We start from the raw sequence: 21424 nt of genomic DNA on the forward strand, positions 1-21424 counted from the left end.
GTTCCCATGCCGAACACAGTAGTTAAGCTCTCCAGCGCCAATGGTAGTTGGGGCTTTGCCCCTGCGAGAGTAGGACGTCGCCAGGCAATATGAAAAATAACCCAGTGAAGCTTTTGCTTTTCTGGGTTATTTTTTTGTTTACATTAATAAATCATACCTCTTAAATTAGCGACAATACTTGTCAGGTAAATAAGTACAACCAAATTTTTAACTGTACAAACAAGAAATATGTAGCTTTTTCATAGAATAAAATAAAGCTATTTTAAAAGTTTTATGTATAGTTTTCGTTAGATTAGGAGAAACTAAGCTAACGGAGGTGGAGAAAAAATGGAGTCGATGGAATTGAAGGAAATTTGTGGAATTTGTAATGAAGATAAAGATAAAGGAATTCATTTATATAATCTATTTATTTGTAGTGACTGTGAACAAAAAATTGTACAGACAGAGCCTAAGGAAGAAAAATATAAGCACTATGTAAATAAACTTAAACGGGTTAATCAACCAACTTTATACTCATAAAGGTTGTTCATTAAGTCATTATATATAGTAATAATGGATGTTGTTGAATATAAAACCCCTTTATCGTTTCCCCCTAGCGATAAGGGGGATATTTTTATTAATCAATAAGAGTTTAATATTAGCGACAAAAATCGTGGAGCTAGCCAAGTTTTCTCACAATCATGTATGATTAGATTCATAACATTTAAGATAAGTAAAAGGTAGGCCAGTATATATGAAAAAAGTTAATGAAGCCCCTCTGTTTGCGAAGCTACAACAGTTTGCACAGGCAAAGCCAATATCCTTTCATGTCCCAGGCCATAAAAGTGGGATGGTGTTTCCTGACATAGGGAGAAAATACTTTGAACCTATTTTACCGATCGATCTTACAGAATTAACTGGTTTGGATGATTTGCATGCATCTTCCGGTGTTATTGATGAAGCACAGAACCTGGCATCAAAATGGTTTGGATCAAACAATACATATTTTTTAGTTGGAGGGAGCACGGTTGGTAATTTGGCTATGATTTTAGCTAGGTGTTCGGCAGGTGATAAAGTTCTTGTTCAGCGTAATAGTCATAAATCTATCATGAATGGATTAGAGCTAAGTGGAGCAAAGCCGATATTTTTAACACCTGAATTTGAGGAGAGGGTTAACCGATATATAGCACCTAGTGTTGACACGGTAAAAAAAGCGGTGAAGTCTAATCCGGATAGTAAGGCACTTATCCTAACATACCCTGATTATTATGGAAGAGCTTATCCGATTAAAGAAATGATTGATATTGCCCATTCCTATCATATTCCAGTATTAGTGGATGAAGCGCATGGTGTTCATTTTTCTCTAGATGGGAATTTTCCACCATCAGCTTTAAAACTTGGAGCAGACGTCGTTGTTCAATCCGCACATAAGATGGCTCCAGCTATGACGATGGCTTCCTATTTACATATCAAATCATCCATTGTGCAAACAAACCACATCGAATTTTACTTACAAACGCTTCAATCTAGTAGTCCTTCTTATCCATTACTAGCAAGTCTTGATTTGGCGAGATATTATTTGGAAGGCCTAACAAAAGCGGATATTATGAAAGTTGAGAATAGTGCTAGGGAATTAAGACACTATCTAAATAACTGCAGTCTCTGGGATGTTCTACATCCTGAAATGGGAATAGATGACCCTTTAAAAATAACGCTTCAAGTAAAACAAAATGCAGATGTATCAACAATTGTTGCTTTTTTAGAAAGTGAAGGTGTATATCCAGAGTTATGGTCAGACAAACAAATTTTGTTTGTTCATGGACTAGCTCCCTTGCATGATTTTGATCGTATAAATCATATAGTAGAAATAATAAACCAACAATTAAAATTAAAGGCTAGAAGTGCTACAATAGATAGTGAGAATCAGTTATTTATAGAAAAAATTAAAAAATTACCTCTTTCCTATGAAGAAATGAAAAGAAGACAGGTTAAGCAAATGAGCTGGGATGTATTAGAAAATCATATAGCAGCCGAGGCAATAATACCTTATCCACCGGGGATACCTATGATCGTTAAGGGGGAGGTAGTGACAAAAAATCATATAAAAATGTTCCACAACTTAATGGAGCAGGGTATTCATTTTCAAAATCCAAAAATTAAGGATGGAATCAAGGTATTTTTACCTTAATCACACTTTACAAATTATTAATTTTATAGCATTTTTTTCTAAAAATGTTTTTAAGGAGAATGAATGGTGACAGGTTATTTTATAACGTTTGAGGGTGGGGAGGGTGCAGGAAAAACCTCCATACTGCAAGCAATTTCAGATAAGCTAAGTAATCAAGGCTTTGAAGTTATTGCAACCCGTGAACCAGGTGGGATTGAAATTGCAGAGAAGATTAGGCAAATAATATTAGATCGATCTCATACTAAAATGGATCCGCGGACAGAGGCTTTACTATATGCTGCAGCCAGACGTCAGCATCTAGTAGAAAAAGTGCTCCCCGCATTAGATCAGGGGAAGGTTGTTTTATGTGATCGTTTTATAGACAGCAGCTTAGCCTATCAAGGATATGCAAGGGAACTAGGAATAGACGAAATATACCATGTAAATGAATTTGCAATTGAAGGATGTATGCCGGATATTACGCTTTTTTTTGATATAATACCAGAAGAAGGATTAAATCGAATTACTGCAAATAAAGAGAGAGAGCAAAATCGCTTGGACTTAGAAAAACTACATTTTCATGAAAAAGTTTACGAAGCCTATCAATTGTTACTTGATAAGTTCCCTGAACGAATATATAAAATTGATGCAAGCTTAAGTTTAGCTGAAGTAGAGGCACTTGCGTATGAAAAAATTAGTACGTTTATTCATGAAAAAAAACAATAATCACCTAAGATGCACTCGTTTGCTATAACATTAATGAAGATAGTTGAATATAATAATAATATAGACCAATGAGGAGGAAGAAAATTGAAACTAATTTTAGCGGTTGTTCAGGACAAGGATAGCAATCGTTTGACTGATGCACTAGGTGAAAAAGAGTTTAAAACAACAAAATTATCGACAACAGGTGGATTCTTAAAAGAAGGAAATACAACGTTAATGATTGGGTGCGAGGATGATGAAGTGGACGATGCCTTGGGAATCATAAAGGAAAACTGCAGTCAAAGAGAACAGATGGTTGCTCCTATTTCACCAATGGGTGGAAACGCAGATTCCTATATTCCGAGACCAATTAATGTTGAAGTTGGAGGAGCTACTGTATTTGTCGTTCCTGTTGATTCTTTCTTTCAATTTTAAGTTAGTAAAGGGGCTAGAAAGATGAAGATAAATCAGGAATTGCGTTCCCAAATGGATATAGCACAAAAACGGCAACTGTTTCCCAAAAGCCCCTTATCATCCTTTGATTCTGTTATGGCTTCGCATACACAAAAAATGAAAGGACAAGCCTTAGAGCAACTTCTTCAACAAATATCGGTGCAAGGAGAAAAGGTAGTAAGACATCGTTCATTTAAGGATTTAGCGCGGTATAAACGAATGGTAAAGGGCTTTGTTGAAGAAGCTGTTAAGCATGGAATGAACTTAAAACACGGGCATAGTTGGAATATGGAACGCAACAATCGAAAACTTACCATTGTTGAACAAATCGATCAACGGTTATTAGAGTTAACTGACTTATTATTAAATCAAGAGAAAAAATCAATTACGGTACTAGATACAATCGGGGAAATTAAGGGATTATTAATTAATTTATACACGTAAAAAGGACGTTTTGATATGAAAACATGGACAGAGTTGTCTACTATTCAACCATTAGTTAGTAAAATGTTAAGGAATAGTATAGAAAGGGATCGTATTTCACATGCCTATCTTTTTCAAGGAGCCAAAGGAACAGGGAAATATGCATTAAGTATATTATTCGCGAAAAGCATCTTCTGTAGAAATAGACAATCAGCTGAGCCTTGTAACCAATGTAAGGAATGTCAACGAATTGAAACAGGTAATCATCCTGATGTTCATCAAATTATACCTGAAGGTCAATCGATCAAAAAGGAACAAATTTTACATCTACAGAAGGAATTTACTTATACTGGATTAGAATCAAACCGTAAAGTGTATATTATTGTTGATGCAGATAAGATGACTACAAATGCTTCTAATCGTCTGCTTAAATTTTTAGAAGAACCGAGTAAATTAACAACTGCAATGTTATTAACAGAGAACAGTCAAGCTATGTTACAAACGATTCGTTCCCGGTGTCAGACAATGGCATTACAACCATTAAACCCAAATAACCTCCAAAAAAAGTTACAACAGGAGGGAATATCTGGATCCAATGCTAAATTATTGGCAACTTTGACAAATAATATTACCGAGGCAATTGAAATAAATAATGATGAGTGGTTTGCTAATGCTAGAAAAATAGTGGTACAATTAATAGAAGTATTCCAAACAAAACCGGATGAAGCATTGCTCTATATTAATAATAGATGGATGCCTCATTTTAAGGATAGAGATCAACTGCATAGAGGATTAGATTTATTAATGGTTTGGTTTAAAGATATTGTTTATCATTCTATTGGAAATGAAGAGGCGATTATTTTTGATAGTGATAAAGAAAAAATAGTGGAAGCATCATTAAAATGGTCGAAGCAGCATGCGACAAATGTGTTATATGCTATTTTGGAAGCCAAACGAAAACTAAATCAAAATGTCCATCCTACTTTAGTAATGGAGCAGCTAACACTTCAAATACAGAGGTGAAATAGATGATAGAAGTAATTGGTGTCCGTTTTAAAAAAGCGGGTAAAATTTATTATTTTGACCCTGGTGATATTACCATTGCTAAAGATGATTACGTTATTGTGGAAACAGTAAGGGGAATCGAATTTGGCAAAGTGGTCATTTCAAATAAAAAAGTGGATGAAGAAGATGTTGTTCTTCCATTAAAGAAAGTGATTCGACTTGCTACTGAAAAAGATAAGTTATCTGTAGCTGAGAATCAAGAGAACGCTAAAGAAGCTTATCGTGTTTGCCAAGAAAAAATTAGAGAACATGATTTAGATATGAACTTAGTTGAAGTAGAATATACGTTTGACCGGAATAAAGTTATTTTTTACTTTACCGCTGAGGGTCGAGTGGATTTTAGAGATTTGGTGAAAGATTTAGCTTCTGTTTTTAAAACAAGGATAGAACTTCGCCAAATTGGTGTCAGAGACGAAGCAAAATTATTAGGAGGAATTGGTCCTTGTGGAAGAATGCTTTGTTGTTCTACATTTTTAGGTGATTTTGAACCAGTGTCTATTAAAATGGCAAAGGATCAAAACTTATCTTTAAATCCAGCAAAAATTTCTGGTCTGTGTGGTCGATTGATGTGTTGTCTAAAATATGAGAATGATGACTATGAGACAGCAAAGAAAGAGCTTCCTGATTTAGGTGAGGAAATGAATACACCATATGGATCAGGTAAAGTGGTTGGCCTAAATATATTAGAACGTATGATTCAAATAGAAATTCCCGAAAAAGAACGGGTAATTGAGTATACGCTGGACGAGCTTATCAATGAGGGAGTTATCAATACGCAAGCCACGGAATAATGGGGTGGGGATTAGCGTGAAAAAAAAAGAAGTATTTGAACAAGTTTCATATATGGAAGAACAGATTGGACAACTTTATCAGCAATTAGGTGATTTGAAAAACCATCTAAGTGAGCTGTTAGAAGAGAATCACAGGCTTGCTGTTGAAAATCATCATCTTAGAAATCGGTTGGAAGGAAGTAATGATGAAAATCAATCGAATTCAGATGGTGGTGCCGATAAGGACGTTACAGTCGGCGAGGGTTATGACAATTTAGCAAGGTTATACGAAGAAGGATTTCATATTTGTAATGTTCATTTCGGCAGCCCTCGGAAAGATGAAGATTGTTTGTTTTGTTTATTATTTTTAAATAAAACGAAATAAATAGAGAAGATTAATTATACGAAGGACTGATTTTCGAGGCTTGTACATTTGTACATGCTCTACAGAGTCAGTCCTTCTTTAATAGGAATTGTTGACGGAAGAGGGAGAATGGATGGTTGATTTAAAAGGCGATGAAAGACTGGATTATTTATTAGCAGAAGAAAATATGCGTATTATTCAAAGCCCTACTGTTTTTGCTTTTTCATTGGATGCAGTTTTACTAGCTGATTTTACTTATGTTCCGATTAAACGAGGGAAAGTTCTTGATCTTTGCACTGGAAATGGTGTTGTTCCGCTGTTAATAAGCAGAAGGTCTAAGGCGAAGATAACGGGTGTTGAAATTCAGGAACGATTATATGATATGGCAGTAAGGAATATACAAATAAATCATTTGGAAGATCAACTAGAAGTGGTGCATGGAGATTTAAAAGAAATGCCAAAGCGGTATGGGAATAATAAATTTGATGTAGTAACGGTAAACCCACCTTATTTTAAAACACCAAATAAAAGAGAGCAAAATCAAAATGATTACTTAACGATTGCACGACATGAAATTTCTTGTACCCTTGAGGATGTTGTCCTAGCGTGTAGTAAATTAGTCCGGTCAGGTGGAAAAGTTTCGATGGTTCATCGACCAGGCCGATTAGTTGAAATTATTACTTTGTTTAAAAAATATAAATTGGAACCTAAACGGATGAGGTTTGTTCATCCAAAAATTGGCAAGGAAGCAAATATGGTGTTAGTGGAAGGTGTCCGGGACGGTGGAGCGGATTTGAAATTGCTACCACCACTTTATGCATTTGATGATAATGGTACTTATTCCAAAGAACTAGAGGAGATATTATATGGAAGAGCAACCTAAATATTATGTGTATATTTTAAAGTGTAAGGATGGTACCTTTTATACAGGATATACAAATAATTTGAATCGAAGAATGGTCATGCATGATAGTGGGAAAGGTGCAAAATATACGAGAGGAAGAGGACCTTTTCAGCTTGTTTATTATCAAACGTTTCCTACGAAAGAGGAAGCAATGCAAGCAGAATATCAAATTAAACAGTTAGGAAGAAAGCAAAAAGAACAATTAGTGCAAACCTATCAAGAAGGGATAAAAAGTTCATGAAGACACAAAGTAGTTTTCAAAAACAAGTGGATACAGTTGGATTATTATATGTAGTCCCTACTCCAATTGGTAACCTGGAGGATATTACAATCCGAGCTTTGAATACACTAAAAGCTGTAGAGATAATTGCAGCTGAGGATACAAGAAATACCAAAAAATTATTACATTACTTTGAAATAGATAAGCAATTGATTAGTTATCATGAGCATAATAAACAAATGCGGGAAAATAAGTTAATCGAATTATTAAAACAAGGAAAAAATATTTCCTTGGTAAGTGATGCAGGCATGCCAGCAATCTCTGATCCTGGTTATGATATTGTGAAGGCGTGTGTCGAGGAAGATATTCCTGTCATTGTTTTACCTGGAGCGAGTGCTGCTCTTTGTGCATTAGTTGGATCAGGTTTACCTACGAATGAGTTTTATTTTTATGGATTTTTACCAAGAAAGAAAAAGGATAAAGAGAACGAACTGGAGCGCTTAAAGACAATCAAGGCAACGCTTTTGTTTTATGAATCTCCGCACCGCATTATAGAAACATTAGAATTTCTTCATACAAAGTTAGGCAATCGGCAAATTGCTTTAGCACGTGAATTGACGAAAAAGTTTGAAGAATATGTGAGAGGCTCCATTTCAGAAGTTTTAAACTGGGCTAGTACGGGTAATATAAAAGGGGAATTTTGTATCATTGTCGATGGAAATAATGGTGATGAATTAGAACAAGATTCTTGGTGGACAAACCTTTCAATCAACCAACATGTTAACCACTATGTAGAAATCAAGGATATGAAAAGTAAAGATGCCATTAAAAAAGTTGCAGAAGAAAGAAACCTTCCGAAAAGGGAAGTCTATCAAACGTATCATATTCACTCAAAAAAATAACCTTCGCAATTGCGAAGGTTATTGATTATTATTTTATACGAGATTGAATTTCATCAACTAAAGCTTTTGCACCTTCTTGACTTAGTACAATTCTACCGTTTGCAAGTGAAAGGTTGTTATCAGAAATTTCACCGGTAATATGGCAAGTCATATTTGGTTTATATTTTTTTAGAATGATACGATCATCGTCTACATAAATTTCTAAGGAATCTTTCTCGTTAATCCCTAATGTACGACGAAGCTCAATCGGAATAACTACGCGGCCCAATTCATCAACCTTACGTACAATCCCTGTGGATTTCATAATGGTCCCCTCCCTCCGTCAAGGTGTCTCGTCAATATTCGACATATCCTATTTGTAGTTTACCATTGTTTGCCATATATGTCAAACGATTTTCTTATTTTTTCACGAATTCAGGAAAGTTATTCGATTTAAACAGTGATTATCGATACAAAATTTGAACTACTTTCCTATGCTTGATTTTTTTGTTTGCGCAAAACGACAATAATCGACATAGATTACGTCTTGAAAGGAAGCTTACCTTGACACTAATAGCGGGAATCGATATAGTTTTACACAATTAGTGAATTAGGTTTGTTTTTGCTTAATAAATGGAAAAATGATAATAAAATCGCTACAATAAATACAGAATATCTTAACTGAAATGATGAAATGAATCCGCTAAAGATGTTTGTTTGATACATAAAGAGGAGGTAAAATATGTCAAAGGAAAAGAAATCGTTTTATATCACAACACCAATCTATTACCCAAGCGGTAATTTACACATTGGTCATGCATATACAACGGTGGCTGGGGATGCAATGGCTAGGTATAAGCGATTAAGAGGCTATGATGTTATGTATTTAACAGGAACCGACGAGCATGGTCAAAAAATACAAAAAAAAGCAGATGAGAAAGGTGTACAACCTCAGGCTTATGTTGATGAGATTGTTAGTGGTATTAAAGATTTATGGGAAAAGCTTGATATCTCGTATGTAGATTTCATTCGAACAACAGAAGATAGACACAAAAAAATCGTTGAAAAAATATTTGCGCAATTACTAGAGCAAGGTGATATTTATTTAGATGAGTATGAAGGTATGTACTGTACATCTTGTGAGTCTTTTTTTACAGAGAGACAATTGGAAAACGGAAACTGTCCAGATTGCGGAGGACCTGTTGAAAAAGTGAAAGAAGAATCATACTTTTTCAAAATGAGTAAATATGTTGATCGACTACTTGAATTTTATGATGAAAATCCTCAATTTATTCAACCAGAAAGTAGAAAGAATGAGATGATTAATAATTTTATTAAACCTGGACTTGAGGATTTGGCAGTATCCCGGACGACATTTGATTGGGGAATTAAAGTACCAGGAAACCCTAAACATGTGATCTATGTGTGGATTGATGCATTGTCCAATTATATCACTGCATTAGGATATGGAACGGAAGAGGATGAGCGTTATCAAAAGTATTGGCCAGCGGATGTTCATTTAATGAGTAAGGAAATTGTAAGATTCCACACGATTTATTGGCCAATTATGTTAATGGCTTTAGATTTGCCACTTCCAAAACAAGTATTTGCCCATGGATGGATTTTAATGAAAGATGGAAAAATGTCGAAATCAAAAGGCAACGTTGTGGATCCTATCTCATTAACGAATCGGTATGGTCTGGATGCACTTCGTTATTATTTACTTCGTGAAGTTCCTTTTGGTTCGGATGGAGTTTTTACACCAGAAGGTTTTGTAGAACGAACAAATTTCGATTTAGCCAACGATTTAGGTAACTTATTAAACCGTACTGTAGCGATGATCGAAAAATATTTTGAAGGAAAAATTCCTGCATTTAAGGCATCTGAGGATGAATTTGATGCTCAATTAGAAGCTCTTGGAAAAGAAACGGTTGCGAAGGTGGAAGATTCTTTAGATAATATGGGATTCTCTGTCGCATTAACAACCATTTGGCAATACATTAGCAGAACAAATAAATATATAGATGAGACGCAGCCATGGATATTGGCAAAAGATGATAGCAATAGGGAACGATTAGGAAATGTAATGGCACATCTTGTTGATTCACTTCGTCGAATTGCAATTCTATTACAACCGTTCTTAACGCAGACACCGGCAAATATTTTTGAACAAATAGGTGTGAAAGATGAAGCGGATAAAACATGGGAAAGCTTAAATAAAATGGGAGTTTCCGAAGGTGCCGTTGTAACAAAAAAGGATCCAATCTTTCCTAGATTAGATGTTGAAGAAGAAGTGAAGACAATAAAAGCAATGATGAAAAATCCAACGCAAGAAGAAAATGACAAGAAAAATTCCGAAGTAGATGAAATAACGTTTGATGATTTTATGAAGCTGGATCTTAGAGTTGCGGAAGTTGTAAAAGCTGAAAAGGTAAAAAAAGCAGATAAATTGTTGAAATTACAGCTGGACCTGGGTAATGAGAAGCGCCAAGTGATTTCCGGTATTGCAGAACATTATCAAGCAGATGATCTTGTAGGTAAAAAGGTGATTTGTGTAACAAATCTAAAGCCAGTAAAACTTAGAGGGGAATTATCACAAGGAATGATTCTATCAGGAGAAGATGAATCAGGAAAGTTAGCATTGGCTACTGTCGAACAAGATTTACCTAATGGATCAACGGTAAGATAATGAATGAAAGCAGGTAACTTATTAGGTCTACTAGTTAGATCTAACATTTACCTGCTTTTCCTTTGAGAGTATCAGATTCAAAGTTTGTACAATTAGTCGAAGTTTGTAGGATACCAGTTTTTTTATAAATTGGCTGTGTTAAAGTTCAGTGTTGATTTTTGGTGAAAAATTATGATGAATCTCAACACTATCCTTTAACAGAGCCTATAAATTAGGAGGGATAATTTTGTTATTTGATACACATGTTCACTTGAATGTAAGTCATTTCAATGAAGATTTAGAGGAAGTTATTAACCGTGCCGGTGATGCCGGGGTAGACTATATGGTTGTTGTAGGCTTTGACCATGAAACAATACCAAAGGCGATAGCACTTGCTGAAAAATATTCCTACATTTATGCAGCAGTTGGATGGCACCCTGTTGACGCTATCGATATGACGGATAAAGAATTAAACTGGATAGAAGAATTGTCCGAGCATCCAAAAGTGGTTGCTTTAGGGGAAATGGGTTTGGATTATTATTGGGACAAGTCCCCAAAGGATGTACAGAAAGAGGTATTTCGCAGACAAATACAGTTGGCAAAAAAAATTAATATGCCGATTATTATCCATAATCGAGAAGCAACAGAAGATATTATCCAGGTGCTACAGGAAGAAAAGGCAGAAACCGTAGGGGGAATCATGCATTGCTACAATGATTCTGCAACGTACGTTCAAACATTTTTAGATATGAATTTTTATATTTCATTGGGAGGTCCGGTTACCTTTAAAAATGCAACGTTACCAAAGGAAGTAGCTCAAATGGTTCCGTTAGAACGATTACTAATAGAGACAGATTGTCCTTTTCTTGCACCACATCCGAATCGAGGAAAAAGAAATGAACCTGCATATGTTAAATTAATTGCTGAAAAAATTGCAGAATTAAGAAATAGTTCCTTTGAGGAAATAAGTCATGCAACAACAAATAATGCCTTTAGATTTTTTGGTATAGAACAGAATTAGGCATCGATCCAGTGCCTTAGTAATATAAATGATAGCAGTATAACGCACTTATACTGTTATTTTTTTTGATTCATAGAAAAGTCAAATAATTATCCGTTAACACTGTAATGTATTTTTAATATAATTGAAATATTTTATTGAAAATGGCAATATCCCCTTTGTTATCAAGGCTTTCTTCTAATTTGGTTGTCCTAGATTACAATTGACAGCCCGAAAAAAATGTATATATAATACAACGACGGATATAAGGAGGCAAAAGAGCATGAAAATCTTTTCAAAGCTATTGTCGGTAATGAAGAAAAAAGTGGTTATATCTGTTGTTACGATTATTGCATTTGCTGCGTTTGTGGGTGTTGTTTCATATGAAATGACAAAAGCACAAGTAACTGTTAATAACAATGGAGAGGTTACTACTATTCGTACGCATGCCAAAACAGTTGGGGAAGTATTAGCTAACTTAAATATTGAGGCAACAGAGCATGATAAGCTTTCACATTCAAAGGATGACGAAATAACTTCTGAAATGGAAATATATTTTGAACAAGCAAAACAAATTACTGTATCGATAGATGGAAATGATCAGGATTATTATTCCACGGCGGAAACTGTGGGAGAATTTTTGAAGGAAAATGATTTTGACCTTAACGAGCATGATGAAATGTCAGTAAAAAAGGATGAAAGTTTGGAGAATGGCCTTGTTATAAACATCAAAAAGGCATTTCAAGTAACTGTGAACGATGGTGGTCAAGAGAAGCAGGTATGGACAACGGGAGGAACTGTTGGAGGTTTATTAAAGGATCAACAAGTAGAGCTGAATGAATTGGACCGACTAGAACCAAATACAGCTGCTAGCCTTTCTAGTGATACAACGATAACAATCACAAGAGTTGAAAAGGTTACTGATATCGTTGAAGAGCAAAAAGATTATTCCGTTATCACTAGAAATGACCATACGCTTGAAAAGGGAAAACGAAAAGTTGTTTCACCTGGAAAAGAAGGTGTTGTCGCCAAACATTATGAGGTTACACTTGAGAATGGGGAAGAAGTATCTCGAGAGTTAATCAAAGAAGAGGTTAAGCAAGATAGTGAAAAGCGGATTGTAGCTGTTGGTACTAAAGTCATTCAAAATACAGCTGCAACTACTGTTTCCCGTGGTGACGATAAGGTTGTTGAAACATTGTACATGGAGGCAACTGCTTATAATTGGAATTGTGCAACCTGTAGTGGTACAGGAAGAACAGCTACTGGTTATAATGTAAAGGCAAATCCAAACGGAGTCATTGCCGTTGACCCAAATGTAATCCCCTTGGGAACAAGGGTTTGGGTTGAGGGCTATGGCTATGCTGTTGCAAGAGATACTGGTGGGGCGATTAAAGGGAATAGAATAGATGTTCACTTACCTACAATGGGTCAAGCGAGAAGCTATGGTCGAAAGAAAGTACAGGTAAAAATACTTGAATAAGAACAATATCTAAAAAACGAGCGTAATGCTCGTTTTTTTGTCTTTAGATTGGCATTCCCATGCGTGCTTTTGTAAAATGACTGGGACTTTTTTTATCACGTTTGTATTTATCGTATTATTGGTGTTCATTCCATTACATCACTCTTCGATTTCTTTCTTCAATTGTTTAGATAAATACTCAATCTTTCTGTTTAATTTAGCTAGTTTTTTCTTTTGTTTTTCTTTAAGTGGGTACTTATTTTTGAGGGTACGTATTTGTTTTTGAATGGACTTGATATCATCATTCATATAAAAAGACTTATATTCTTTTTTACATTCAGGACATTCGATGTAGTATCGTTCTATGTTTTGACCTGAAACTTTAATATCCTCTTTCTTTAGTTCTTTTATCTCAAATTCCTTTTGACATCCTTCCTTACATGTTACCTTCATTCGTGATCACCACCATTATTATTCTTATGCATTTCATCAATATGCAGTGCATAGAAGACATCTTTATTTCTGGTCCTTCATATGGATGGTTCTCTACATCAAGATAAATGTTTGAAGAATATAACAACATGAACATTAGGTCATGCATTTTTGTAAATATAGTTGAAAATTAAAATCCTCTACCATATAGTTAGTAGGAATAGTGTGAATTGGTAAAAATATAAAAAGTGTAATGATGCATTTTACAATAAAACGGAGGATTCATTGATTGAAAATAAAAGAAATAATTGTAGTGGAAGGAAAAGACGATACAGCAAAAATTAAACAAGCTGTTGATGCTGATACAATTGAAACAAATGGTTCTGCAATAAACAAGGAAATTATAAATCAGATTAAGCATGCAAATGAAAAAAGAGGAGTCATCGTTTTTACTGACCCAGACTACCCCGGACAAAGAATAAGACATATTGTATCTAATGCAATCCCAGATTGTAAGCATGCCTTTTTAACAAAGTTAGAGGCTAAAGGGAAATATGATAAAGGGATTGGAATTGAACATGCTTCTGTAGAGGCAATAAAGAAAGCTTTATCAAGTGTGTATGAGTTAGTTACTGAGGTTGAAGGAGAAATAACAAGGGAAGATCTTTTAAGTTATGGTTTGTTAGGTGGGATAAGAGCTAAAGCTAGAAGAGAGAAGTTGGGAATGCGACTGAGAATTGGTTATGCAAATGGAAAACAACTGCTAAAGCGATTAAATATGTTTCAAATAACGAAAGAGACGTTTGAATCTACTATCAAGTCCATCATACAGGAGGAACAAGATGAGTAATAAAGCAATAGCAACGGCTAAGCGTACAAAAGAGATTTTAGAAAAATTCGGGTTTTCTTTTAAAAAAAGCTTAGGTCAAAATTTTTTAATTGATGTAAACATATTGGAAAAAATTATTGGATATGCAGAAATTAATAAAGATACAGCATCAATCGAAATTGGTCCTGGAATGGGAGCTTTAACAGAGCAGTTAGCTATTCATTCTGATAAAGTAGTAGCATTTGAAATTGATCAACGATTAGTACCGATTTTACAAGAAACATTAAGCAATTATCCTAATATTGAAATCATAAACGAAGATGTTTTAAAGGCCGATATTAAGAGTATCATTACCACACATTTTAAAGAGGATCAGGAAGTAAAAATAGTTGCAAATTTACCATACTATATAACAACTCCGATACTAATGAAGCTGTTAATGGATCGATTACCTATCTCTAGCATTACTGTCATGATACAAAAAGAAGTTGCTGACCGCATGGCTGCAAGCCCCAACACCAAAAGCTATGGTTCTTTATCAATTGCCGTTCAATATTATACAAATGCACGTGTCGTGATGAATGTACCGAAAACAGTCTTTATGCCTCAACCAAATGTAGATTCCTCGGTGCTTCATTTAAAGCTAAGAAAAGAACCACCTGTCCAAGTAGAAAATGAAGCGTATTTCTTTGATTTTGTTCAAGCGTGTTTTGGACAGCGGAGGAAGACATTAAGAAATAATTTAGTAAGACATTTTGATTCAATATTAACGAAACAACAAATAGAATCATTATTAACAGAATCAGAAATAGATGGGGGAAGGAGAGGGGAATCGTTAAATATCCATGAATTTGCAACCCTATCAAACACCTTCTATTCTGCAACTGTAAAATAATCGCAAAGAAGTTTGTTCTTAGAAATTGGAACACGTTAGTCATCTCTACATAGGCTATTTTATAACGATAATTATGAATAATGTAGAAAGGCCTATTGTGAGGTGGAAACATGAGTCTGAGCACTGGGGATTTAGTAACTAGAAAATCCTACAAAAATGATATAGTGTTTCGCATTATAAATATTAACAATAATACTGTCTTATTACACGGAGAGGATGTTCGATTAGAAGCAGATGCAAGCCTCGATGATTTAGAGAAATTAGAGGATAGAGAACTAAAGAAAAGAAGGCAAAAAATTAAAGAAAAAGAGGACTATTCTTTCCGTCTATTTCGACAAGATTATCAATTGATGAAGGAAAAAAGGGAGTATGAATCATCAGGTGGCTACCAGCAACCCATGAATTACTTCCAAATTCCTGCTCGTGTCCTGCATTTAGATGGCGATCGTTTGTATTTAAAAAAGTGTATTGATTTATATCAAAGAATTGGACTGCAGGTACATGGTGTTCATTTAAATGAGACAGAAATGCCAACAGAGATTAAAGGGTTAGTTGAAAAAATACAACCTGATATTATTGTGATAACAGGGCATGATGCTTTTTCTCGTAACAAAGGTAATAAAAAAGATATTCGAGCATATCGCCATTCTAAATATTTTGCTGAAACTGTACGAGAAGCTAGAAAAGTAGTTCCCAATCTGGATCAATTAGTTATATTTGCAGGCGCTTGTCAATCTCATTTTGAGTCCTTAGTAAGGGCGGGGGCTAACTTTGCAAGCTCTCCATCAAGGATCAATATTCATGCGTTGGATCCAGTCTACATTGCTGCGAAGATTGCTTATACACCATTTATGGAAAAGGTTGGAGTATATGATGCATTAAGAAATACACTTACTGGTGAAAAAGGGTTAGGTGGAGTGGAAACGAGAGGTTTATTAAGAACTGGTATGCCTTATATCGATCATGATGAATAAAAATTGTGCAGCCGTCTTCACTATTATAGTGAAACGGCTTGTTTTACTTAACAGAAGTTTAAAAGGTTGAGTCGATAAAAGTACAGAAAAATTAGTTTTTATCATAGAAAAATTCATACATAATTTTGAAAAAAATTGAGATAATAACCATTAGTTAATTAAAGTTGTTTTCAAAAAGTCAGCTAAGTTAAAGAAATGCTTTCAATCCCCATTGACGTATGCTTCAGATACAGGAAGGGATAATAATTTGGTGACTTTTTGATCACTCTTTTAATTATTTTTTGTTGACATTAAAAATACTATACTGTTATAATTATATATTTTATTTGACTACAAAACATGTCTGTGGTATAGTAAATATAGTGAGGTGGAGTGTATTGGCAAAAACATTAGTGGAAATCAAACAGGGTTTAGATGGTCAAATTGGGAAGCGCTTGAGGATAAAAGCTAATGGTGGGAGAAGAAAGACGGTAGAGCGTTTTGGAACTTTAGCTGAAACTTATCCTTCTGTGTTTATCGTTGAATTGGATCAACAAGAAAATGCGTTTGAACGTGTTTCTTATAGTTATGCAGATGTTTTAACTGAGACAGTAGAATTAAATTTCATCGACGATATGAGCAAAATGGTTCTTGGGGAGCAGTAAACATTGTTTGCTGCTTTTTTATACCCCCAGAATTTATAGATTATACAGGTTGAAAGTATAAGAAAAGCTTAGGCTCTTCTTCGTTAGTACTTAGTTTCATTTTCATTTTATGAAGAATTAATTAAATTATACACTCTTTTGAAAGCGTATTCAACAAAAATTTCAGCTAAGTTTAGAAAAAATAGTTAATAGTAAATGAACAGCAATAGGAAAGGATAAGAATGTCGTAAAAATAACCAAAGAAAGGGCTGGTCCTGTGGGTAGACGTAGAGGTATTATGTCAGACCAACTGAAAGAGGAAATTGCCAAGGAATTAGGTTTTTACGACACGGTTCAAAATGAAGGTTGGGGCGGAATTCGTGCACGTGATGCCGGTAATATAGTGAAACGTGCAATAGAAATAGCTGAAGAACAATTAAAAAGCGACAAATCCTAAATTTAGGGTTTGTCGCTTTTTTATCATGCGCAAAATGCTTAGGAAGAATAGATGTGTACTCAAAAGCAAAAAAGCTAAGGACCAGAAGCGCTTTGCAAGGTCATTTTTAAACCGATTTGCTCGTTTATGGAAGTTTGCATTATGGGTATGTTAAAATCTATGGGTATATCATTGAAGAAGGTGAACGTTAAAATGTATGTGCTTGAGAAGGCTCCAGCCAAAATTAACCTGTCTTTAGATGTTCTTTTTAAACGACCAGACCATTACCATGAAGTTGAAATGGTAATGACTACGGTTGATCTAGCTGACAGGATTGAACTAGTTGAAATAAAGGAAGACCAAATAATCATTGAATCAGAAAATCGTTTTGTTCCTAATGATGAAAGAAATTTAGCGTATAGAGCGGCAAGCTTAATTAAACATAAGCTAAAGATTAATCAAGGAGTTAAAATAAGCATTGAAAAAAATATTCCAGTAGCTGCTGGTTTAGCAGGTGGGAGCAGTGATGCTGCTGCTACGTTACGTGGTTTAAATAGACTTTGGTCATTAGCCTTAACAACAGAAGAATTGGCTGAATTAGGTGCAAAAATAGGATCAGATGTATCCTTTTGTGTTTATAACTCCACTGCGTTAGCAAAAGGCAGGGGCGAATGTATCACGGAGCTTCCTGCTCCCCCATCTTGTTGGGTGGTATTAGCGAAACCTCAAATGGGTGTTTCTACACAGCATATCTATCAGAAACTGATGCTTGAAAAAATTAACCATCCAAATACCACGGCGATGGTTGAGGCAATAAAGCAGGGTGATTATAAGCAAATGTGTCAAAATATAGGTAATGTTCTAGAATCTGTTACCTTGGGGATTCATCCAGAGGTTAATCAAATAAAAAGGTTAATGGAACAGTCCGGTGCAGATGCAGTATTAATGAGTGGAAGTGGACCAACTGTTTTTTCTATGGTTAAACAGGAAAGTAAAGCATATCGAATATATAACAGTCTTCGCGGGTTTTGTAATGAGGTTTATGTTGTACGCATGCTTGGATATCATCAAGCACTTGATTAAAACCGTATAAAATGATATATTTTACCTAAAATATTCGGTTTTTGAGGTGTAGAGATGAAAAGAAGTGATCGGTTGGTAGCGATGACTAACTATTTAATTGAACATCCAATGGAGTTAGTGTCATTACCTTTTTTTTCAACAACCTATAGTGCTGCTAAGTCATCTGTAAGTGAAGACTTAGCAATCGTTAATAAAATGTTTCAACAGGAAGGCATCGGTTACTTAGAATCTATTTCTGGAGCTGCAGGTGGGGTGAAATATATCCCAACGTACTCAAATGAGAATAGTGAAGTATTTGTAAGCAATCTTTGTAACCGTTTAGAGGATCCAGGTCGGTTACTTCCGGGTGGTTATTTATTTATGAGTGATTTGCTTGGAGATCCTCAAATGGTAAGGAATATTGGGCGATTATTTGCAACAGCTTTTTCAAGCAAGGACATAGATGTAGTCGTTACTGTTGCTACGAAAGGAATTCCTCTTGCTTATGCAGTAGCTTCTTTTCTTAATGTTCCGGTTGTGATTGTCCGTAGAGATCCGAAAGTTACAGAAGGATCTACTGTTAGTATTAACTATGTATCAGGATCTTCTAGAAAAATACAAACCATGGTATTGCCCAAAAGAAGCTTAAATGAAGGGGCAAAAGTTTGTATCATAGATGATTTTATGAAAGCCGGTGGGACGATAAACGGTATAAAAAATCTTCTTAAGGAGTTTAATGCAAAGGTTGCAGGGATCGGGGTATTGGTTGAAGCAGAAGATGAGGAAGAGGATCGAGTAGTTGATCAATATGTGTCTTTAATTAAAATTAATAATGTTGATGTTAAAAATAATCACATTGAAGTGAAAAAAGGCAATTTTTTAAATGAATAAACCTAAATAAAGCCGTAAAAACCACCTTAAAAAATATACCAAACAAAGAAAAAAGCCATAATTAGTTTTATTTTATAAAAAATTCCAACTAATTTACTTAATTTTCGAAAAAAATTCAAAAAAAAGAAGGAATTCACTTTATTTTGTTGAATTTAGTTAATAAGTTCTATTTAGGGAAAAGGTGGTGAGACATAATGGAAGTAACAGACGTGAGATTACGCCGCGTTAATACCGAGGGAAGAATGCGAGCAATTGCTTCTATTACGTTGGATCAGGAGTTTGTCGTCCACGATATTCGTGTCATTGACGGTAATAATGGTTTATTTGTTGCAATGCCTTCGAAAAGAACACCAGATGGTGAGTTTAGAGATATCGCTCACCCGATTAATTCTAATACTCGTGCTAAGATTCAAGATGCAGTATTAGAAGAGTATCACCGAGCTGGAGAAGTGGAAGTAGAATATGAAGAAGCTGGTGCTTCTTAAGTAATTTCAGCAGAGGTCTAATCTTAAAATGATTAGGCTTCTTTTTTTGTTAATCGAACTAATATAATCAAAAACATACACTCACCATAGCAACAACTGCTAAATAGATGTTGCTATTATTTGTGTGTTCGGTTGGTTATTATCGGGTATACTATCTTATTGTGAAGTGTCAGTGTTGAAATAGCCTTGTGTTTAGGATATATTCGTTAATGGATAAAATCTTTTAGGCTTCAATCATTATCTTATTTCCGTAGCAAATATAGCAGATAATTAAAAATATTTAAATAAATACGAATTATTTGGAGCCAGAATAGCACTTGAACGGAGGTTACTTCATGACTAATAGGTATGCTGTTGTATTAGCAGCAGGGCAAGGCACTCGAATGAAGTCCAAATTATATAAAGTTTTGCACCCTGTAATGGGAAAGCCAATGGTACAACATGTTGTCGATCAGCTAAATAGGTTAAAGCTAGAACAAATTATTACAATCGTTGGATTTGGAGCTGAGAAAGTTAAAGAACAATTAGGTAATGATTCCAGTTTTGTCATTCAAGAAGAACAGCTTGGTACTGGGCATGCGGTAATGCAAGCAGAAGAAATTCTTGGCAAGCAAAAAGGGACAACGATTGTTGTTTGCGGAGATACGCCATTACTTACAAATAAAACGTTAGAAGCCTTATTAAATCACCACGACAAAGAAGGTGCGAAGGCTACAATACTTACTGCAAAAGCACCGAACCCAACAGGATACGGTAGAGTCATTCGTAATGAAAATAATCATGTGGAACGAATCGTTGAGCATAAAGATGCAACGGAGAAAGAGTTATTGGTTGATGAGATTAATACCGGAACATACTGCTTTGATAATCAATTTTTATTTCAAGCATTAAAGAAAGTATCGAATGATAATGCACAGGGTGAATATTATCTACCAGATGTCATTCAAATTTTACAAGAAGCAAATGAAAATGTCAGTGCGTATACATCAGGGAGCTTTGATGAAACAATAGGTATTAATGATCGAGTTGCTTTATCACAGGCAGAAAAATTAATGAAGCAACGGATAAATGAGAACCATATGAGAAACGGAGTAACGATTATTGATCCAGACAACACATATATCGGCCCAGATGTAAAAATAGAACAAGATGTTACGATAAACCCGGGATGTGTTATCGATGGTGAAACATATATAAATACAAACGCCATAATCGGACCTCACACAGAAATTAGTAACTGTAAAATAGGTGCAGATGTTGTCATAAGGCAAAGTGTAGTAAAGGATAGCGAAATTGGTAATCGAGTTCAAATTGGACCATTCGCTCACATCCGTCCTGATTCTCATATTGGTGATGAGGTTAAAGTAGGAAATTTTGTAGAAATCAAAAAAGCATCCTTAGATACAAACAGTAAGGTTTCTCATTTAAGTTATATTGGAGATGCTGAGGTTGGAAAACGTGTAAATGTTGGCTGTGGAACGATTACTGTCAATTATGATGGTAAAAATAAGTATGTAACAAGAATAGAAGATGATGCGTTTATCGGTTGTAATTCTAATTTAATTGCCCCTGTTTCAGTTGGAAAGGGAGCCTATGTTGCAGCAGGTTCAACGATAAATAAGGATGTTCCAGATGAAGCCCTGTCTATTGCTCGTGCAAGACAGACGAATAAAGAAGATTATGTGAAGAAATTAAAGTCAAAATAATAGTACACTTATAAGTAATAACCCTTGGCT

General features: G+C 34.9%; 25 protein-coding genes and 1 rRNA gene. 24 read left to right on the forward strand and 2 right to left on the reverse strand.

What is annotated here, in order from left to right; all coding sequences use genetic code 11:
• From rrf to rsmI, 12 genes are all read left to right on the forward strand, one after another.
• Positions 1-86: ribosomal RNA gene (gene rrf, locus JOC48_RS17910) — 5S ribosomal RNA — on the forward strand; the annotation flags it as partial.
• A gap of 241 nt (positions 87-327) precedes the next feature.
• Complete coding sequence (locus JOC48_RS17915; RefSeq protein ID WP_204501791.1) at positions 328-519, forward strand: sigma factor G inhibitor Gin; 192 nt, start codon at positions 328-330, stop codon at positions 517-519.
• 214 nt (positions 520-733) lie between these two features.
• Entirely contained in the window at positions 734-2167 is a 1434-nt protein-coding gene (locus JOC48_RS17920; RefSeq protein ID WP_204501792.1) for an aminotransferase class I/II-fold pyridoxal phosphate-dependent enzyme, read from the forward strand.
• A 66-nt stretch (positions 2168-2233) separates the two neighbouring features.
• The gene (gene tmk / locus JOC48_RS17925) at positions 2234-2872 is read left to right on the forward strand and encodes a dTMP kinase (RefSeq protein ID WP_204501793.1); all 639 of its coding nucleotides are present in this window, start codon (positions 2234-2236) and stop codon (positions 2870-2872) included.
• A gap of 84 nt (positions 2873-2956) precedes the next feature.
• Complete coding sequence (locus tag JOC48_RS17930) at positions 2957-3286, forward strand: cyclic-di-AMP receptor (RefSeq protein ID WP_204501794.1); 330 nt, start codon at positions 2957-2959, stop codon at positions 3284-3286.
• Between the two features lie 21 nt (positions 3287-3307).
• Entirely contained in the window at positions 3308-3748 is a 441-nt protein-coding gene (locus JOC48_RS17935) for a YaaR family protein (protein ID WP_204501795.1), read from the forward strand.
• A 15-nt stretch (positions 3749-3763) separates the two neighbouring features.
• Entirely contained in the window at positions 3764-4750 is a 987-nt protein-coding gene (gene holB, locus JOC48_RS17940) for a DNA polymerase III subunit delta' (RefSeq protein ID WP_204501796.1), read from the forward strand.
• 5 nt (positions 4751-4755) lie between these two features.
• Positions 4756-5583 (forward strand): PSP1 domain-containing protein, encoded by an 828-nt coding sequence (locus tag JOC48_RS17945; protein WP_204501797.1) that lies wholly within the window; start codon positions 4756-4758, stop codon positions 5581-5583.
• A 16-nt stretch (positions 5584-5599) separates the two neighbouring features.
• On the forward strand, positions 5600-5947 hold the full coding sequence (gene yabA, locus JOC48_RS17950; protein ID WP_204501798.1) for a DNA replication initiation control protein YabA: 348 nt from the start codon (positions 5600-5602) through the stop codon (positions 5945-5947).
• Positions 5948-6059: 112 nt separating this feature from the next.
• Entirely contained in the window at positions 6060-6809 is a 750-nt protein-coding gene (locus JOC48_RS17955) for a tRNA1(Val) (adenine(37)-N6)-methyltransferase (protein ID WP_204501799.1), read from the forward strand.
• Entirely contained in the window at positions 6793-7071 is a 279-nt protein-coding gene (locus tag JOC48_RS17960; RefSeq protein ID WP_204501800.1) for a GIY-YIG nuclease family protein, read from the forward strand. Before JOC48_RS17955 ends, JOC48_RS17960 begins: the two co-directional genes overlap by 17 nt.
• Complete coding sequence (gene rsmI / locus JOC48_RS17965; RefSeq protein ID WP_204501801.1) at positions 7068-7952, forward strand: 16S rRNA (cytidine(1402)-2'-O)-methyltransferase; 885 nt, start codon at positions 7068-7070, stop codon at positions 7950-7952. The genes JOC48_RS17960 and rsmI overlap by 4 nt, the downstream gene beginning before the upstream one ends.
• 28 nt (positions 7953-7980) lie before the next feature.
• Here rsmI and JOC48_RS17970 read toward each other — a convergent pair whose 3' ends face one another.
• Positions 7981-8256 (reverse strand): AbrB/MazE/SpoVT family DNA-binding domain-containing protein, encoded by a 276-nt coding sequence (locus tag JOC48_RS17970; RefSeq protein WP_204501802.1) that lies wholly within the window; start codon positions 8254-8256, stop codon positions 7981-7983.
• Between the two features lie 417 nt (positions 8257-8673).
• On the opposite strand from JOC48_RS17970, the gene metG reads away from it, so the two are divergent.
• The 3 genes from metG to JOC48_RS21610 all read left to right on the forward strand — a co-directional run bounded on the left by metG (position 8674) and on the right by JOC48_RS21610 (position 13082).
• On the forward strand, positions 8674-10620 hold the full coding sequence (gene metG, locus JOC48_RS17975; protein WP_204501803.1) for a methionine--tRNA ligase: 1947 nt from the start codon (positions 8674-8676) through the stop codon (positions 10618-10620).
• 226 nt (positions 10621-10846) lie between these two features.
• Entirely contained in the window at positions 10847-11620 is a 774-nt protein-coding gene (locus JOC48_RS17980; protein WP_204501804.1) for a TatD family hydrolase, read from the forward strand.
• A gap of 262 nt (positions 11621-11882) precedes the next feature.
• On the forward strand, positions 11883-13082 hold the full coding sequence (locus JOC48_RS21610) for a G5 and 3D domain-containing protein (protein ID WP_204501805.1): 1200 nt from the start codon (positions 11883-11885) through the stop codon (positions 13080-13082).
• Between the two features lie 138 nt (positions 13083-13220).
• Here the strand turns inward: JOC48_RS21610 and JOC48_RS17990 are convergent, their stop codons facing one another.
• Positions 13221-13514: a hypothetical protein gene (locus tag JOC48_RS17990; RefSeq protein ID WP_204501806.1), complete on the reverse strand. Its 294-nt coding sequence runs from the start codon at positions 13512-13514 to the stop codon at positions 13221-13223.
• A 268-nt stretch (positions 13515-13782) separates the two neighbouring features.
• Between JOC48_RS17990 and rnmV the strand changes: the two genes are divergently transcribed.
• From rnmV to glmU, 9 genes are all read left to right on the forward strand, one after another.
• On the forward strand, positions 13783-14343 hold the full coding sequence (rnmV, locus tag JOC48_RS17995; RefSeq protein ID WP_204501807.1) for a ribonuclease M5: 561 nt from the start codon (positions 13783-13785) through the stop codon (positions 14341-14343).
• On the forward strand, positions 14336-15217 hold the full coding sequence (gene rsmA / locus JOC48_RS18000) for a 16S rRNA (adenine(1518)-N(6)/adenine(1519)-N(6))-dimethyltransferase RsmA (protein ID WP_204501808.1): 882 nt from the start codon (positions 14336-14338) through the stop codon (positions 15215-15217). Before rnmV ends, rsmA begins: the two co-directional genes overlap by 8 nt.
• A 110-nt stretch (positions 15218-15327) precedes the next feature.
• Complete coding sequence (gene yabG / locus JOC48_RS18005; protein ID WP_204501809.1) at positions 15328-16191, forward strand: sporulation peptidase YabG; 864 nt, start codon at positions 15328-15330, stop codon at positions 16189-16191.
• Between the two features lie 377 nt (positions 16192-16568).
• Positions 16569-16835, forward strand: a complete 267-nt coding sequence (veg, locus tag JOC48_RS18010) for a biofilm formation stimulator Veg (protein WP_204501810.1) — start codon at positions 16569-16571, stop codon at positions 16833-16835.
• 256 nt (positions 16836-17091) lie between these two features.
• Positions 17092-17271: a small, acid-soluble spore protein, alpha/beta type gene (locus JOC48_RS18015; RefSeq protein WP_204501811.1), complete on the forward strand. Its 180-nt coding sequence runs from the start codon at positions 17092-17094 to the stop codon at positions 17269-17271.
• A gap of 192 nt (positions 17272-17463) precedes the next feature.
• A complete protein-coding gene (gene ispE, locus JOC48_RS18020; RefSeq protein WP_204501812.1) occupies positions 17464-18333 on the forward strand; it encodes a 4-(cytidine 5'-diphospho)-2-C-methyl-D-erythritol kinase in 870 nt (289 codons plus the stop codon).
• A gap of 54 nt (positions 18334-18387) precedes the next feature.
• On the forward strand, positions 18388-19203 hold the full coding sequence (gene purR / locus JOC48_RS18025; RefSeq protein ID WP_204501813.1) for a pur operon repressor: 816 nt from the start codon (positions 18388-18390) through the stop codon (positions 19201-19203).
• 194 nt (positions 19204-19397) lie between these two features.
• Entirely contained in the window at positions 19398-19688 is a 291-nt protein-coding gene (gene spoVG / locus JOC48_RS18030) for a septation regulator SpoVG (protein ID WP_077623896.1), read from the forward strand.
• Between the two features lie 335 nt (positions 19689-20023).
• The gene (gene glmU / locus JOC48_RS18035) at positions 20024-21394 is read left to right on the forward strand and encodes a bifunctional UDP-N-acetylglucosamine diphosphorylase/glucosamine-1-phosphate N-acetyltransferase GlmU (protein ID WP_204501814.1); all 1371 of its coding nucleotides are present in this window, start codon (positions 20024-20026) and stop codon (positions 21392-21394) included.
• The last annotated feature ends 30 nt before the right edge of the window (positions 21395-21424 follow it).

The sequence above is a fragment of the Aquibacillus albus genome, from assembly GCF_016908325.1.
In the GTDB taxonomy this organism is placed as follows: domain Bacteria; phylum Bacillota; class Bacilli; order Bacillales; family Amphibacillaceae; genus Aquibacillus_A; species Aquibacillus_A albus.